Below are 14,591 nucleotides of genomic sequence, written 5' to 3' on the forward strand. Positions count from 1 at the left end.
CACGCAACCACTTCTGGATATATCTACTACGTTACACAAACTTCTTGACACTACCAGAATCTACGTTGACATAGGGGAATTTAGGCAATTTAAAGCTGTAATAAAGAAAGACAATGGACACGATCAGCAAAACGGAAGCGATTTTTTGATTGGCTGTCTTGAACAACAATCATTCACCATCCCTTTTTAAAACGAAGTCAATGTAAGGGTAGGTAACCCGAACATTGACTTCCACCAATTTATTTTTTTATCAGGCCAAGCTCATCCAGCAGTTGTTTAAGTGCTGCTTCTTCCTTCTCCAGGTATGCTTTATACTCTTCGCCGGTTAAGAACAGTTCGTTCCAGCCGTATTTCTGGCGTATTTCCACCCAGGCGGAGTTCGTGTTTAATTCCTTGAATTTCGCTTCATAGTATGCGAGTGCATTGGGGTCCATTCCGGGAGGACCGAAAAAACCGCGCCAATTTTCGAATGTCGCATCGATTCCCTGCTCCTTCGCTGTTTTAAATTCGGATATGCCATCACCCGAAAGCCTTTTCTCCGATGTAATTCCAAGCACTTTTACTTTTCCTGCCCGTACCTGCTCCACCGATTCCGCAATGCCGGTAGAGTAAATGTCAACGCTTCCATTCAAGAGAGCAGGCAGTGCACCCCCGTCTTGTATCGAAACATACTTGATTTTTCTAATATCCACACCGGCTGCTTTCGCTACCTTAATGAACTGCATATGGTCCATACTGCCGGGTGCCGATGCGCCGACAACGGTAATTTTAGCGGGGTCCTTCTTCATATCGTCAAACAATTCGTTTAAATTGTTCCACTTGGCGTCCGCTCTGGCGACAAATGAACCGTAATCGGTAATCAGGTTGGCAATCGGAGTGAAATCGCGAAAACTAAATTGCGATTGACCGTTCAGATGCACGAAAATAATCGGCGGGGATGTAACAAATAACGTATGATTATCTCCTTTTTTCGCATGCACGCCGGCCCAGGCCACCGCACCGCCGCCGCCGGCCTTGTTGACAGCGCCCATGCTTTGCCCGATGATGTTTTGTTCCTCCAGCACCTTCGCCGCCATACGCGCGGTCGTATCCCACCCTCCGCCTGCTCCGGCAGGCACGACAACCTCAATCGATTTGGCGGGAGACCAGGCAGCCGCCGTCCCCGTTGGATTGGCATTTGCATTGCCGTTAGCCTGCTTGTGATCGGCGGGATGATTCGAGGCTCCTCCATTCGTGCCCGATGTTTGCGTGGAGGAACTGCATGCGGCTATTGTAAAAGCCAGAACCGCAGCCAAACCAAGTGTGATCATTTTTTTCATCCTGTGTACCCCTTCTCGCTTAAAATGGTTAAACGTACGCGGGCCAGCCGGAAAGACTCCGCCTGAACCTTACCATATCCATATGCCGGATCCGGCTGCGCAATTCTTGAACCGCTTCAATTACCGAATTTTTTATACATAGGACAAAGCCACTCCGGCATATGCTTTTAAATAACCATTTACGGGGTGATCACATGAGTAAAGAATCAATGACGCTTGGACAGTTCATGGATAGACCGCATAAAAGCCGGCCTCATCGTTCCGTGCTGCTGATAAGGATACCTGGCGGAAAAAGAACGTCACGGATCATTCGCTCGATCTTCAACAGCAAAAAAGCTTAGTCGGACCGGGGAACGGTGTTCCGGCTAAGCTTTTTCAACAAATGTGAACCATAATATGCTACAATAGCACATAAAACCTATTTCATATCCCGGATGGTGTATTTATGCGCAATGTACTATTAATCGTGGCAATCCTCATTTTTGCCATAGGAAATCTGCTTTTTGCCGTTCCTAACTACATTATGAACGGTGGAATCACCGGTTTAAGCCAATTATCCTACTATATTTTTCATACAAATATCGGTTTAAGCCTACTGCTTTTCAATTTACCGCTTTTCATTTACGCCTTTTTTAAATACCGTGATTTATTTTACAAATCGGTGGCAAGCATGATCGTGTTTTCCCTGGCCGTCGGATTATTGCAGGATTTTATCATCCCTTTTGGAATCCAGAATATCTGGATCGGCAGTATCGTCGGCGGCTTTTGGATGGGAATTTCCCTGGGCATTCTCGCGAAGCTGAACGCCAGCTTGGGAGGCGGATCTTTGCTTGGCAAGATGCTCAATCTGCGTTACGGGTTCTCGCTTAGCAAATCCATTTTTTTCATCGATGCTTCAGTATATCCGTTGAGCCTTTTTATCATCGGAGGAAGAGAGACCTTATTTTCCTTGATCTTAACCGCTTTTAGCGCTTTTGGCGTTTACGTGGTCGGCTTGTTATCCAACAGGATACCTGCTAAGGATAACAAGCCGTCTTTTCAGTAAGAGGCTTTGATTTGACGAAACAAGCATTCCGATTCCTGCAGCCAGGTTCTCCGTAATCGGGAAAAGCTGCCCAAGAAGGGCAGCTTTGTGTTTATTTCGGCAGGCTTTGACGGACAGCACCATGGCCATGGCCGGTCAAGCGGGCCTGAGGGAATACCTGCCGCAGGGAAACGGTGATTGCGGTTGCGGCAAGGGCTTTAATTACATCGCCGATAAGATAAGGATAAAATCCTAACGCTATCGCTTTATTCATGGAAAACCCTGCGGCATGGGCAAGCCATGGAACCCCTGTCACATACAAGAGCAAAGAGCCGAAGCCTTCCATAATCAGAAAGACGAGCACATATCCGGGCCACCCGCTGCTGCGTACTTTACTGACCAAAAGCCCAATAAGAAGCGCAGCGAACGGCCACATGATCACGTAGCCTCCTGTAGGTCCGAGAATTGCCGGCAGGCCTCCTTTGCCTTGAAGCAAAGGAAACCCGAGCGCGGTCAGGACAACGACGATCATCATGCTGAAAAAGCCGTAGCGTGCACCAAGTAATCCTCCGGCCAGCATAACCGCCAATGTTTGCAGCGTGATCGGCACCGGGGTAAACCCGAGCGGAATGCTGACATAACCGAAAACAACGACTAGAGCTGCGAATAAGGCGCTGAAAGCAACGCCTCTTAAAGTTAACGTTTTTGCCAATTGTGTTACTTCCCTTCATTATGATAAAGTATTAGATAATTTGATTGTCAACCCCATCAACATAGGTTAGGTTAACAATATGCAATACGCATTATAGCATGCTGATAAAGGAATGGATAGACCGATGACTGCAATTTCTCAACCTGTGATTCAACTGGAGCGAGTGACCGTCGATTATCTCGGCGGCGCTTCAGAACGGCCGGCCCTGGACCAGATTTCCCTGGAGCTGGCTAAAGGCTCATGGACAGCCGTCATTGGAAACAACGGAAGCGGTAAAAGCACGCTTTCCAAAGTAATGGCCGGATTGAGCCCCATATCGGAAGGGCGGCTGATCGTCGCGCAAGGTCATTCGGTACATATGGTGCTGCAAAATCCGGAAACACAAATCCTGGGTGAAACCATTGATGAAGAAATGCATTTAAGTATGCGGGATACCCAAGATCGCACCCTTGCCGAACGGGAATCGAACATGCTCCGTCTGCTGAACGAGGTCGGTTTATCGTTACCGCCCGACGCTCCGGTCAAATCCCTCTCAGGCGGACAAAAGCAGCTTTTGAACATGGCCTGCTGTCTGGCCGCCGGCGCAGACGTCATTCTTTTTGATGAGGCTACCTCGATGCTGGACCCCAACTCCCGCGAGGCCGTGCTGGAGGCAACCGCCAAGCTCCAAAGGTCAGGGCATACGATCGTTTGGGTCACCCATCGCATGGAGGAGCTTTGCTTTGTGCAGAGGGTGCTGCTGCTCGATCAGGGGCGCATCGCTTTTGATGGAACATGTGAACAGTTTTTTTACGGGAAAGGCCTATCCGATGAACCGAGCCCATGCGAGCGGTTCGGCTTCGAGCCGCCTTATGTTGTGCAAGTTGCCCGCGCTTTGCACAGGCTCGGGCATGAGCTGCCTGTCAGGCCCTTATTCCCCCAGCAATTAAGTCAGGCCGTGGTGAGCTTATGCCGATAAAAGTAAGCGGACTTACGGTATTTACGGATCACGGGCGGACCGGCACTATTTTGAATAACATTCATTGTACCGTTCAAGACCGGACGATGACGCTTGTCATCGGCAAGGCGGGTTCAGGTAAATCGACTTTGCTGCGCTCGCTGGCCGGCTTGACGGAAAACATCGAAGGCAACGTATTTTATGATGATCTCCCTTTATGGAAGCAAGGACGGATTGATCGTCAGCTTTTGCTTCGCAGCGTCCTGGCTTTTCAGTTTCCCGAGCATCAGCTGTTCGCCCGTACCGTTCAAGGCGAGTTTGATTACTCTTTAAGAGCTTACCGTCTCCCGAAGCCGGAAAAGCTTCGCCGCACCGCCGCCGCCATGGAAGGACAACGGCTCCCCACTTCATATCTGTCCCTCTCCCCTTTTATTCTTAGCGGAGGACAAAAACGGCGGGTGGCTCTCGCTACCATCATGGCGCCCGAAACCCCATGGCTGCTGCTGGACGAGCCGTCGGCAGGCTTGGACGGAAGCTCGCTGGCCCGGCTGAAGGAGGAGCTTGCTCAGTGGAAGCGGCGAAGGGGCATCGTGCTCGCTACTCACGATTTGGACGCATTTTTGCCGATCGCTGACCGGGTTCTCCTGATGGAGCACGGACAAGTAGTCGCAGACCTGACGCCCAAGGAGCTGTATACGAACCCGCAGCTGCTGGTTCAAACCGGTATCGGCCTTACCGACGCGATGAAGGTTGCCGAATCGCTGCGCGAGGCAGGGCTTCCCATTCCGTCCGGTGCCTTAACGCCGCAGCAAGTAGCGGGCACACTTGCCCGTGAGATATGCGGCATGCCGCAGCAGCCGCAGGTGCGTTCGACACAGAATACCCCGCCGACAGGTTATCAGCCTGCCCAACCTCGGAGCCAGGCAGCGGACCGGCCGGTCAAAAGCTTTATATACAGCATGGATGCCAAGTTAAAGTGGATGATCTATATGCTGATCTCAGTGGGGATCATACTTCAGCAGCAGTGGAAAGGCTTATGGGTTGCCCTGCTGTTCGCCGCCTTATGCCTGTCGCTGCTCCTTCCGGAGGATCGCCGGAAGCTGAAGCGAATGTCCAAGCCTCTACTGTGGTTCATGGCCATAGCGGTTTTGACCTCAGGCATCCAGATCAGTTTTGGACAAGGAATTCCTTGGACGGACAGGCTCGGTTTTTCCGTTGAATCCGCCCGGGAAACCTTGCGCAGATTGTTCACCTTTTTTGAAATTACTTTAATCGGCCTTGTTTTCACGCTGTCCACCAGCACTTCCCATATGAAGCAAGGGCTCGAGATCGCGCTGCGCCCGCTGAAACGAATCAAGGCGCCCACCGAAATGCTGGCATTGGCCGCTTCTCTTGTGCTGCGCTTCATCCCTCTTATCATTGAAGAAACGGAGCGGTTTGCCATGATCGCCAAAGCGCGCGGCAAACGGGCCTCCAGACGTGGACCGATCGGTATGAGAGAGATCCCGGTGTTCGTTATTCCGCTGCTGATCTCGTTATTTCAAGCCGTAGAAGAACTCATTCTGGCCATGGAGATGAAAGGATATATGACCGGATCTCCACAGCATGTGCCGGCGGTTAAAGCGGAAGGACGATGGGACAAGATGGCTGTGCTCATCAGCACGATCTTTTTCTTCATACTCATAGGGATACGTTTGTCAGGTTAAAAGGAGGATGACGAATGGTTCTTCGATTACGCGGCCATCATTTACTTTGCTTGCTGGGATTTCGGGGAATGGGATATTCTCCAGAATTCACAAGCAATATGACGAAAATCTACGAGAAGCTTCGAACAGAACCGGCAACGATGGTCACAATCGTGCGCGGCAGCGACGATCTCTGCAGCTGCTATCCGGATGACAATCCCAATCACTGTGAGACGACCAGTGTGCATGATCGGGATGACACGGTGTTAGAGCGGCTCGGATTAGCGCCGGGCGTAGAGATCGCGTGGCAGGATATCCTTCAGCTTCTGGAAAAGCGCATGATGCCCGGGGACATCCCGCGCATATGCGCATCATGCCCTTGGCTGCCTTACGGAGTTTGCGAAGAAGGGGTCGCCCGTGTCGCTGCAGGAAGCGGCCTGGCTCCGCTGCCAAGCGTTGGATCGGGAGGCTCATCCCCGAAGGGATAAACCCCGGCTCAAAGTCCGGTCGAAGCGCCTTATTGATGTCCTCTTTCATAAGGACCCGCTCCTTGGAATAATTAAAAACTGGTAACACGAGCTATGTATTATATAATGTAGAATGATGAACGGTTATGTCTTTTCAGGAGGTATGGGATGGACGCAAAAGTGAAACAGGCGTTAGACGTTACTTTAAGAAACTGGAACGCCATGTCGGGGTCGAGGCATGAGGATGCCGAGGAAACCGCCAATGAATTTGAATCTTCTTTTTATCTTTTTATCGATGCCTTAAGCGACTGGACTTATGAATTGGATCCACAGCCGCAAACGCTGGAGGAATTTTTGGAGCTGCCCATGATCCAGGAGATTCTCGACCTGCTTCCCGCACCGCTGCATTTAAATTTTGAGACCGAAGCCGAACTCATTGTCGACCATAAAACCAGAATAGAAGATGCCAAGTACGATTAGGCTGTTGACACGATATCTTAGAATCAAAGGCAGTCCCTGGGCCCGATGAGCATAGGAGCCGCCTCTGATTCGCTTATAAAACCGATATAAAACAATTATTCGGCCTGCTTCAACTCCGCCGGCTTCTCCCGAAGGGACGGGAAATACCCATAGGTACCTGCACGCCATGCCCATTCCAGCGGCCCCATGCGGTAGCGGCGAAGCCAGGCCCGGCTCCACCAGGCTTGAAGCCAAAATAGAAGTACGGAGTAAATAAAACAAATCCACAGAGGCCATGAACTGTCCTGCCTCAAAAACACATAAAGAATAAGCATCGTTATAACGGACTGCGTCAGGTAATTCGTGAAAGCCATTCGGCCGACCGCGCCCAACCCTTTGAATCTTTGTTCGCCGGGATGACGAATCAGACGCATCAGCGTACAAAAATAAAATACGGCCATGGATTTGCCGGACAAGAACGTATAATGGTAAACATAGTTCGGATTATAAATGGATCCTGAAACATAGTAATATACCATCGGAATAAAGAAGAGGATCGATAAGGAGAGCGAGATCCACTGCATCCATTTCAGCCTGTCCGCCGAAAGCCCATTGCCCTCGAACCAGCCCTTCTTGCCGGCATATAGACCCAGCAGGAACAAGCCTGCGATCTCAGGGCCTTTCAGGAATATATTCAACGTGCTGTAGGTAAGCAAAAAGCCGATGCGCTGTGCCAGGTCCGGAACGGTCTGAAAAATAGGTTTGCTCAGCTCATCCGGAACAAATAAAATGGCGAGCAAGGTGGTTGCGACAGTGATGAGCCCGGAGAGAACAAGCAGACTCAGGCTCCAGATCAGAACGGTCTTCTCCTTCCTTCTATAGAAAAGCAGAAGGATGAACCCCAGTATGGCGTAGACATGCAGCACATCCCCGAACCATATCAAGACCCCATGGACAATACCGACGATAAGAAGGAGCAGCAGTCTCCTGGTCATCATTTTCTTGGCAGCGAAGCCCCGCCGCTCTGCACTGCGCATGAACAAATAAAAGCTCAACCCGAATAAAAAAGCAAATAGCGTATAAAACTTGGTCTGGATAAACATATCGTAGAGGAGCCGGAATAAGGCATTGGAGCCGGTATACTCCGATTCAAAAGCGACCCCATTGCCGAGCATCTCCGGTATATTGACCACGCAGATGCCCAATACGGCAAATCCGCGCACAATATCTACCTCCCTTAATCTTTCTTTGCTGTCACCCTGCAGATTGTGCATATTCAAGTTCTCCCCATCGGTTTATAGAATGTGATCACTGTTTAGCAAGCACTATGAGATATAAGATAAGACACTTCCGCGGAAAAATAAATAAGGATATCCGACTGCCGCCGGGCGGCTTGGAGTATCCTTAATCCATTCTTGTAGTCCATATCATCGATCATGTCTGGTTAATTGAATTTTTCCGGCAGAGCTTTAATGATCTCTTCATATTGGAGAGCTACCGCCACTTCCAGAATATGAACAGGATTTTGATGGGCGTAGGCCAGCAGCAGTTCTTTATTAAACTCATCATCATTCATCTTCAAGCTTCGTTTGATTAATTCCATCATCGCTCTTTGATTACGAATATTAAGCTGCTCGATTTTTTCTACAGCCAATTGAATTTCATTCTCCATAGTGCCACTCCTAAGTTCGTTTTGCGTTATGTATGGAACATCAACAGCCATGTCCAGTTCATATCGTATCAAAAATTTTGAATGCAGCCCAGTTTTTTTCTCTGGGACTGCTGCTCTTGAAGCTATGTCATTTCCTGATCAGGCATCTCCGGCGCCCTGTTCTTTCTCCATCGTTGATGGACAGATAAAGTAACCGCAAGAAAAATACTATACACCGCAATCGTGACTACGATATTTTCGGGCTCCGTCATCAAGCTGTCTCCAATCCATGCAAATAACAGCATGGACGGTATTTTGCCTAATGACGAAGCTGTAGCATAAGCGGCAAACGATACACGGCTTAAAGCCGAATAGGCATTTACAATGATCGAGGGTATAAAAGGAATCAACCGGGTAAACAGGATCGTCACAAACGCATTTTTTTCAAAAAGCACTGTGATTTTGCCCAGGCTGTTATGGCGATGCAGCACCCTTTCCCCCCATTCCTGATATCCGTAGCGGATAAACAAGAACATCAGAATAGAAGCGGAAACAGAGCCTATCCACGTTACGACCCCTCCAAGAACAGGGCCAAAAGCAGCACCGATCACTCCTCCGACTATGGGATACGGAATAACGGGAAATAAAGCCATGATAGTGGCGATGAGCATTATCAATGCGATATTCGTAGAATGCTGAAACCATGCTAGAATGACTTCCCCGTAAATATAAATCAGATAAGCAATCCCCAGATAGAGAACCGCTAAGCCCAGTTTTTTAACCATTCACTTTCTCCCGGAGTGTTATAGCCTCTATCATACCACATCATGCCTCTTTTCGAAAATTCACCCTTTTTCTCCCCGCGGCAACAAAATAAGACGCCTGTGGCCAGACGTCTTGATTGTTTTTACGTGTATGCGAATGGATTACCGTTAGATCGCCTCTTTTAAATCGGCTATCAAAGCCTCGTTCTCTTCGTCAATATAACCGTACCGTCTCAGGTTCTCCAATTCTTGACGGATCGCTTCTTTATCATTCGCGGAGATGTCCATTAGCTCCTGCAGGGTTGCCCGCGGGTGATCCTGGAGGTAGAGCAGCAAGCCTTTTGCCGCCCATGACAACCGATTGTCGCCAAAATCCCCTACGATGTCCCGGAATACTTTATGCGGCAGCACCTTCTGCTCAGCTAACTGCTGCAGAGCGGTGGTCGCCTCCTTGGTGCTCATTCGCCCTTGAGCGGCAATCTCTTCAACCGAAGGAATGCCCGTGGCGGCCATATTGACATAAGTGCTTAATACCACACAGACCATCTGCTGATAAATATCCAGTCCGGGTACCTTCAAAATCTCTTGTATGGAAAAATGACGCGGCGGATGCGCTTGCTGCAGGGTTGTCATCAGTCGATGCCTCCTTTAAGTGTCATATGCTGCTCATTGTACACAAAAATTATGACAGGAGTATGACCCATCTGTTAAAATTTGTCCCTAAGCAAGCCGATCCCCTTATTCCCGGCAAAAGGAGGAATCGGACATGACCAGCCGTCCATTCCGGCTTTAATAGGTATCGAGCAGGCTCCGCTGTTCTTCATCCGCGATACTTTGAACATCTTCGGCGGTGATGCTCAAATAACGATACCCCTCTTCTTCCTGCTTTCTAAGCGCTTTTTGTTTGAAGTATTTCGGGCTTGCCTCTCCGGCGTCTTCATCATAGAAAAGAAGAATACCGTCCGATTTTCTGAGCAGCAGGTCGTCTCTGGCCTTTAACTGCCATACGCCATGATAAGGCTGCTTACTTACCGCGCCATAGTAATCAACGTCTTTTAGAATGTCACGGTAGTAATTTTGTTTATCCTCTTTCCACTTCTCCTCGGGATGAAGATACGCCGATACGATGGAAAGCTTTAAATGCGGATACCTTTTTTTCAGTCCGATGATGACTTCGCATGCCCACAAATCTACGCCGTACTGCCCCGGAGTAAGCACCCACTCCAATCCCTCTTCCACAAGAGGGACAATCCTGGCCTCAATCGCTTTTTTAATAAATACGATCCCTTTATGCTTCTGGTCGAAGATGCCGAGCTCATGCGCACGGTACCCCGTTACGAGAAGAGTTTTCATCCTTCCTCCACATAAGGGATCGTCAATGGACCTAAAGGCAGGACAGCCACCGTCATGTTTGGCCCGTATTTTTGCTTCAGCTCTTCAAGCGTTTGCTCAATATCAGCGGTCGGTTTAAACATCGCTTTTCGAACATCTTCATCCGGCAGCGTGGAATACACATATACATCGGCCCATACCTGGATTACAGCCTGTTTTTGGACTTGCCACTGGTCGAACATTTGGAAGCTGTCATCGTTAATCATCTCTAAAATTTCTTGCGGCGTTTTACGCATTTGCAGGATAGCCGCATAATTTCCGTGGTTTGGCAATCCGTCCCGGCATTCGGCGGCAGAGATGATCGTACCGCCCTTTTTAACGATTTTATGAGCCGCGCTCATCCCTTTGACAGCCTGGTATAAGTTCTGATCCAGAGGATATCCCGAATTCGAAGTGATGACCACATCAAATCGCTCATGACAACGAATCATCGCATGTTCTTTAGCGAAAGCGCATCCCTGATCATGGGCCTCGAAAAGTTCTCCAGCAAAGACATTGGTTATCTCTTTCTTTCCGTTCAGGGTAACATTGAGCATAAAATGAGGCTTGCACAACCGGTTCACTTCTCTGGTCATATCCTGCAGCGGGTTATTCTTCATATTCCCCCATGTGGCTAACGGGTCACCGATCATTCGGGCATTGTGAAAGGTTTGAATCGTTTCAATCCCGGCAATCCCCGGCATGATCCCTTTCGGCCCGCCCGAAAAACCGGCGAAAAAGTGGGGCTCGATAAAACCCGTCACGATGCGAAAATCGGCATCTACATAATCCTTGTTCAGGTATACATCGCACCCGAATTGGCTTCTTCCTACATTCACTAAGGCATCTTTATCATGACAGCGATTGTTCACAATGCGGATATTTTCTACGACCCACTCGCCTAACATCTGTACAAACTCTTCTCTCGTCTGATCCCTATGCGTACCTGTCCCGTTAATAATGACAAAATTTCGGTGAGGGACATGCGATAGCTCCTCTATCAGCCACGGAACCAGCTTGTGATTCGGTGTAGGTCTTGTGATGTCGCTGATGACAATCGCTACCGTATCGGTTTCTTTCACCATTTCCCGAAGGGGAGGTGTTCCGATCGGATGCCTCAATGCGTCCTGAACGGCCTTCTTTTCATCCTTCAATCCATCTAAATGCTTAGGCTCTACAATCACCGAATGATCCGGTACCTCAATCGTTAAGCCTTCCGTCCCATACAAAAGAGTTGTCTTCATCAAGTCGTCCTCGCTTTCGAACATCTGTCTATTTCATTTTAACAGGGATGGATGGAATAAAGAAACCCTTGGTTCGCCAAGGGACTCTGTAGATCTGCCTATTAAATATCGTCGAGACGTCCGTCGATTCCCCTGCTTTTTTGATATTTATCCCACAAAATGACCGCAAGCGGACACATTAAAGCCGTAGACAGCGTTGCTATTGAAATTTGAGCCGTAGCAATGGGAACAAGGTCGGCATAGGCTTTAGCCATTTCCGGAGCCATCGCCCCCGTGGATGCGGATACGGCTGCTGCGGCTGCGATTGCGGCTGGTGTTCCTGCAGCATTACCGGCCGTACTTGCTTCTGCCCAACCGGAGATAGTGCTTTTCTCCCGGAATAATTTCAACGCCAGAACCATTCCTGCACCTGTTAACACGGTTGTCATTATTCCCAAAAGCAGCCCCGCGCCAACAACTTCCGGATTAAAGAAGTTCGCTAAATTCATTCCTGCCCCTAACGCAAAAGCAAAAAACGGAACAGGGAGGGTTTCACCCGGCTTCAAGAATTCCCTGATGTCCGGATCGAGATTACCGAGAATCATACCGATCGCAATCGGCAGCAAAACCGCAATAAAAGCGATCACAGGGAAGTTCGCCCCCATTAACCCCAGGGCCATCAAAGTGAAGAACGGACCGTCGTTAAGGGAAAGAACAGATACCGCACCGACATCTGAACGATTCCCGTATTGCCCGGTCAAAGCGACATACATGCCCCCGTTTCCATTAGTCATGGCCCCGATAATCGCTACCGTTGAAAGCCCCAGCAATCCGGACATCGGATCAAACATGGAGCCTAATGCAAAACCGACAGCGACTCCGACCGCGTACTTCGTTAGCGTTAGAATGATTCCTTTTTTAAGAGATCTCCCGCCCACTTTCAGATTCATCTGGCTGCCTGCGCAAAATAAGAACAAAGCAATAAGCGTCAAAGCTCCAGTCGTGAACAGCGCTTCCGAAAATCCCCCGATTCTCATAAACTCGTAGTATCCTTTAGCATTGGGGGCCACCCCCAGTGCTTTAAGCGCATTCATAATCCATGGAATGTGCATTTGATCAATGGTATTTAACAAAGCGCCGAACAGCAGCGGGACAACCATCAGTCCGCCGGGTACCTTTTCAATTGTCTTTTTGATCTGCATATTGATCCCTCCGTTAAAAATAACCTGCTTAAATAAATGGGTTTGATGAACGCGCTTACAAATCGATGGGGAAAATTGACATCACACAAGCGATGCACCCGCACCGGTTTGTGCCATTTTAAACTCAACGATTGAAAGAAAGAGAGCCTTTCTATTCGGATTATACTACTAAATCAATAATAAATACTATTAAATGAATGAAATAGTTTAATTTTACAACACTCCGCTGATGAGGGAAGATCCAATAAAAAAGCCTGCCGCAGCAGTTTTTTGTCTAATCCACACGAAAAAAGACTGCTTTATGAGCAGCCCCTTTCAATCCGTATACCCGTTTACTCCAAGATTTCCCGTACCTTAGTCCGGATCCCGCTCCGCCTTCGTCATTGCCCCCGATTGTTCTGCCGGCGCTATCGGATAACGCCGCAAGCAATCCGGGCGCCTGCATTTCCAGCCGGTTCAGTCCTATTGTCGTCCGCCTTTTCATGAATGATCAAGGAAGTCCCTCCGGATTTCAGCAGCGAGTTCGGCTGATCCGGCACCAGCGTCAGCTGCTTTGCGACATATTCGAATTTCACCTTGCCTTCCGGATTCGCTTCCAGATTCGGAAGATCACCGGCATGCGAGCCTTGAGCGTTTCCCATACCGTGCTGGTGTCCTTGCGGGTTGAAATGACCTCCTGCCGATTTGAAATCCGGCGCCTCGCATTTGCCGTTCTCATGAACGTGAAAGCCGTGCTGGCCCGGTGTCAAATGCTCCGATTCCAGCTCAATACGAACCCCTTCGCTCACCTGAGTAAGCCTGGCTTGGCCAATCGGTTTGCCTTCAAGACCGATCAGCTGCACATGGACCTCATCCTTGGTTTCTTGAGCCATGACCGCCTCGCTGTCATTCATTTCGTGTTGTTGATCCTTTGGTTCGCCGCCTGCGCCGAACCATGCACGAGGATCTGCTTGACAGCCGACCAGCATCAATAGCAATGCTATGGCCGCTGCAGCAATATACGCTTTAAAATTCAAAAAAGCTCCCTCCTAACGGTTACTTGTACAATTGATCATTGTAACCAATTTGGGGAGCTCTAAACCTCATTATCCGCTCTGCTGTATAAACGGATTCCGCCATTCCATCAGCATCGCATAATTATGGGACTCTTCGTCTTCCAGATAGTTTTCCACCAGCTTGACCGGCGTACGGCCGCAGCGCAGCAGAAATGTCATCACCGGGTCCTTCAGCTTCCCGTCAAGCACATGGCGCACATACACCTCTGCCGGCATCGAATCCGCATACTTGTGATAGCCGGGAAGACGGCCGCCGCCAAGCAGCCGTACCAGCTTGAGCTGCACGACAACCTCGTACATCGACATCATCAACCATTTGCCAAGTCCCAGCTTCCTGTATGCAGGCCGGGCCGAAATATCGACGATATACAATGTGTTTCCATTGGGATCATGATTGCGGATATAACCGCCGTCCGTCATTTCCTCCCATGTATGGTCCGCGTGAGCGGGATCGAAATTCACCCGCAGCCCGGTTATCGAAGCGGCCAATTCCCCCTCGATTTCCACACAAAGCGCACCCTCGGGAAATAACCTCACGTGGTTGCTCAACTGTTCTTCGTTCCACCACAGCTCCGAAGGAAAAGGCGGCGGGAAGCTTTCCTGTTGAATCCGGATCAAGCCTTCAAAATCATTCTCCGTATAGGAGCGGATCGTTGCCTTGACGGAACGATCCTGTTCAAACACGTAAAGTTCCTTACGGTAAAAAGCCATCTTACCGCTCC

At 49.3% G+C, this 14,591-nt stretch carries 17 protein-coding genes; 6 read left to right on the forward strand and 11 right to left on the reverse strand.

What is annotated here, in order from left to right:
- Positions 1 to 190: hypothetical protein (locus tag NR121_RS19645; RefSeq protein ID WP_256831824.1), on the forward strand; the 190-nt coding region annotated here is incomplete at its 5' end.
- 49 nt (positions 191 to 239) lie between these two features.
- Here NR121_RS19645 and NR121_RS19650 read toward each other — a convergent pair.
- A complete protein-coding gene (locus NR121_RS19650) occupies positions 240 to 1,319 on the reverse strand; it encodes a Bug family tripartite tricarboxylate transporter substrate binding protein (RefSeq protein WP_074726901.1) in 1,080 nt (359 codons plus the stop codon).
- A gap of 445 nt (positions 1,320 to 1,764) precedes the next feature.
- Between NR121_RS19650 and NR121_RS19655 the strand changes: the two genes are divergently transcribed.
- Complete coding sequence (locus tag NR121_RS19655) at positions 1,765 to 2,364, forward strand: YitT family protein (protein WP_062408686.1); 600 nt, start codon at positions 1,765 to 1,767, stop codon at positions 2,362 to 2,364.
- 91 nt (positions 2,365 to 2,455) lie between these two features.
- Here NR121_RS19655 and NR121_RS19660 read toward each other — a convergent pair whose 3' ends face one another.
- The gene (locus tag NR121_RS19660; RefSeq protein WP_054819416.1) at positions 2,456 to 3,055 is read right to left on the reverse strand and encodes a biotin transporter BioY; all 600 of its coding nucleotides are present in this window, start codon (positions 3,053 to 3,055) and stop codon (positions 2,456 to 2,458) included.
- 124 nt (positions 3,056 to 3,179) lie between these two features.
- On the opposite strand from NR121_RS19660, the gene NR121_RS19665 reads away from it, so the two are divergent.
- The 4 genes from NR121_RS19665 (at position 3,180) to NR121_RS19680 (ending at position 6,624) form a co-directional block, all read left to right on the forward strand.
- Positions 3,180 to 4,013 (forward strand): energy-coupling factor ABC transporter ATP-binding protein, encoded by an 834-nt coding sequence (locus NR121_RS19665; RefSeq protein ID WP_062408688.1) that lies wholly within the window; start codon positions 3,180 to 3,182, stop codon positions 4,011 to 4,013.
- On the forward strand, positions 4,004 to 5,698 hold the full coding sequence (locus NR121_RS19670; RefSeq protein WP_256831826.1) for an ATP-binding cassette domain-containing protein: 1,695 nt from the start codon (positions 4,004 to 4,006) through the stop codon (positions 5,696 to 5,698). The genes NR121_RS19665 and NR121_RS19670 overlap by 10 nt, the downstream gene beginning before the upstream one ends.
- Before the next feature lie 14 nt (positions 5,699 to 5,712).
- Positions 5,713 to 6,165: a DUF1284 domain-containing protein gene (locus NR121_RS19675; protein WP_054819412.1), complete on the forward strand. Its 453-nt coding sequence runs from the start codon at positions 5,713 to 5,715 to the stop codon at positions 6,163 to 6,165.
- Positions 6,166 to 6,312: 147 nt separating this feature from the next.
- On the forward strand, positions 6,313 to 6,624 hold the full coding sequence (locus NR121_RS19680) for a hypothetical protein (protein ID WP_074726898.1): 312 nt from the start codon (positions 6,313 to 6,315) through the stop codon (positions 6,622 to 6,624).
- Positions 6,625 to 6,719: 95 nt separating this feature from the next.
- On the opposite strand, the gene NR121_RS19685 is transcribed toward NR121_RS19680, so the two are convergent.
- The 9 genes from NR121_RS19685 to NR121_RS19725 all read right to left on the reverse strand — a co-directional run bounded on the left by NR121_RS19685 (position 6,720) and on the right by NR121_RS19725 (position 14,580).
- Positions 6,720 to 7,877: a DUF418 domain-containing protein gene (locus NR121_RS19685; protein WP_256831828.1), complete on the reverse strand. Its 1,158-nt coding sequence runs from the start codon at positions 7,875 to 7,877 to the stop codon at positions 6,720 to 6,722.
- A gap of 170 nt (positions 7,878 to 8,047) precedes the next feature.
- On the reverse strand, positions 8,048 to 8,275 hold the full coding sequence (locus tag NR121_RS19690) for a hypothetical protein (protein ID WP_062408693.1): 228 nt from the start codon (positions 8,273 to 8,275) through the stop codon (positions 8,048 to 8,050).
- A 122-nt stretch (positions 8,276 to 8,397) separates the two neighbouring features.
- Complete coding sequence (locus NR121_RS19695) at positions 8,398 to 9,039, reverse strand: TVP38/TMEM64 family protein (RefSeq protein WP_062408694.1); 642 nt, start codon at positions 9,037 to 9,039, stop codon at positions 8,398 to 8,400.
- Between the two features lie 147 nt (positions 9,040 to 9,186).
- Positions 9,187 to 9,651, reverse strand: coding sequence for a hypothetical protein (locus NR121_RS19700; protein ID WP_054818254.1), 465 nt, complete (start codon positions 9,649 to 9,651; stop codon positions 9,187 to 9,189).
- Between the two features lie 156 nt (positions 9,652 to 9,807).
- Positions 9,808 to 10,371, reverse strand: coding sequence for an SLOG family protein (locus NR121_RS19705; protein WP_074726896.1), 564 nt, complete (start codon positions 10,369 to 10,371; stop codon positions 9,808 to 9,810).
- Complete coding sequence (gene larA / locus NR121_RS19710; protein ID WP_054818262.1) at positions 10,368 to 11,633, reverse strand: nickel-dependent lactate racemase; 1,266 nt, start codon at positions 11,631 to 11,633, stop codon at positions 10,368 to 10,370. Before larA ends, NR121_RS19705 begins: the two co-directional genes overlap by 4 nt.
- Positions 11,634 to 11,734: 101 nt before the next feature.
- Complete coding sequence (locus NR121_RS19715) at positions 11,735 to 12,814, reverse strand: 2-keto-3-deoxygluconate permease (RefSeq protein ID WP_062408697.1); 1,080 nt, start codon at positions 12,812 to 12,814, stop codon at positions 11,735 to 11,737.
- A 407-nt stretch (positions 12,815 to 13,221) separates the two neighbouring features.
- Positions 13,222 to 13,830 carry a superoxide dismutase family protein gene (locus tag NR121_RS19720; protein ID WP_254611211.1) on the reverse strand — a complete coding sequence of 203 codons (609 nt, stop codon included), beginning with the start codon at positions 13,828 to 13,830 and terminating at the stop codon, positions 13,222 to 13,224.
- Between the two features lie 69 nt (positions 13,831 to 13,899).
- Complete coding sequence (locus NR121_RS19725) at positions 13,900 to 14,580, reverse strand: GNAT family N-acetyltransferase (RefSeq protein ID WP_054818252.1); 681 nt, start codon at positions 14,578 to 14,580, stop codon at positions 13,900 to 13,902.
- Positions 14,581 to 14,591: the final 11 nt, after the last annotated feature.

The organism is Paenibacillus sp. Pae15 (assembly GCF_024519685.1).
Classification (GTDB): domain Bacteria; phylum Bacillota; class Bacilli; order Paenibacillales; family NBRC-103111; genus Paenibacillus_G; species Paenibacillus_G naphthalenovorans.

Excerpts from the sequence above, each read along its gene's own strand:
- NR121_RS19715 (WP_062408697.1), bottom strand. The coding sequence starts at position 12,814 with ATGCAGATCAAAAAGACAATTGAAAAGGTACCCGGCGGACTGATGGTT.
- NR121_RS19650 (WP_074726901.1), bottom strand. The coding sequence starts at position 1,319 with ATGAAAAAAATGATCACACTTGGTTTGGCTGCGGTTCTGGCTTTTACA.
- NR121_RS19670 (WP_256831826.1), top strand. The coding sequence starts at position 4,004 with ATGCCGATAAAAGTAAGCGGACTTACGGTATTTACGGATCACGGGCGG.
- NR121_RS19690 (WP_062408693.1), bottom strand. The coding sequence starts at position 8,275 with ATGGAGAATGAAATTCAATTGGCTGTAGAAAAAATCGAGCAGCTTAAT.
- NR121_RS19680 (WP_074726898.1), top strand. The coding sequence starts at position 6,313 with ATGGACGCAAAAGTGAAACAGGCGTTAGACGTTACTTTAAGAAACTGG.
- NR121_RS19725 (WP_054818252.1), bottom strand. The coding sequence starts at position 14,580 with ATGGCTTTTTACCGTAAGGAACTTTACGTGTTTGAACAGGATCGTTCC.
- NR121_RS19665 (WP_062408688.1), top strand. The coding sequence starts at position 3,180 with ATGACTGCAATTTCTCAACCTGTGATTCAACTGGAGCGAGTGACCGTC.
- NR121_RS19705 (WP_074726896.1), bottom strand. The coding sequence starts at position 10,371 with ATGAAAACTCTTCTCGTAACGGGGTACCGTGCGCATGAGCTCGGCATC.
- NR121_RS19655 (WP_062408686.1), top strand. The coding sequence starts at position 1,765 with ATGCGCAATGTACTATTAATCGTGGCAATCCTCATTTTTGCCATAGGA.
- NR121_RS19700 (WP_054818254.1), bottom strand. The coding sequence starts at position 9,651 with ATGACAACCCTGCAGCAAGCGCATCCGCCGCGTCATTTTTCCATACAA.
- larA (WP_054818262.1), bottom strand. The coding sequence starts at position 11,633 with ATGAAGACAACTCTTTTGTATGGGACGGAAGGCTTAACGATTGAGGTA.
- NR121_RS19675 (WP_054819412.1), top strand. The coding sequence starts at position 5,713 with ATGGTTCTTCGATTACGCGGCCATCATTTACTTTGCTTGCTGGGATTT.
- NR121_RS19695 (WP_062408694.1), bottom strand. The coding sequence starts at position 9,039 with ATGGTTAAAAAACTGGGCTTAGCGGTTCTCTATCTGGGGATTGCTTAT.
- NR121_RS19685 (WP_256831828.1), bottom strand. The coding sequence starts at position 7,877 with ATGCACAATCTGCAGGGTGACAGCAAAGAAAGATTAAGGGAGGTAGAT.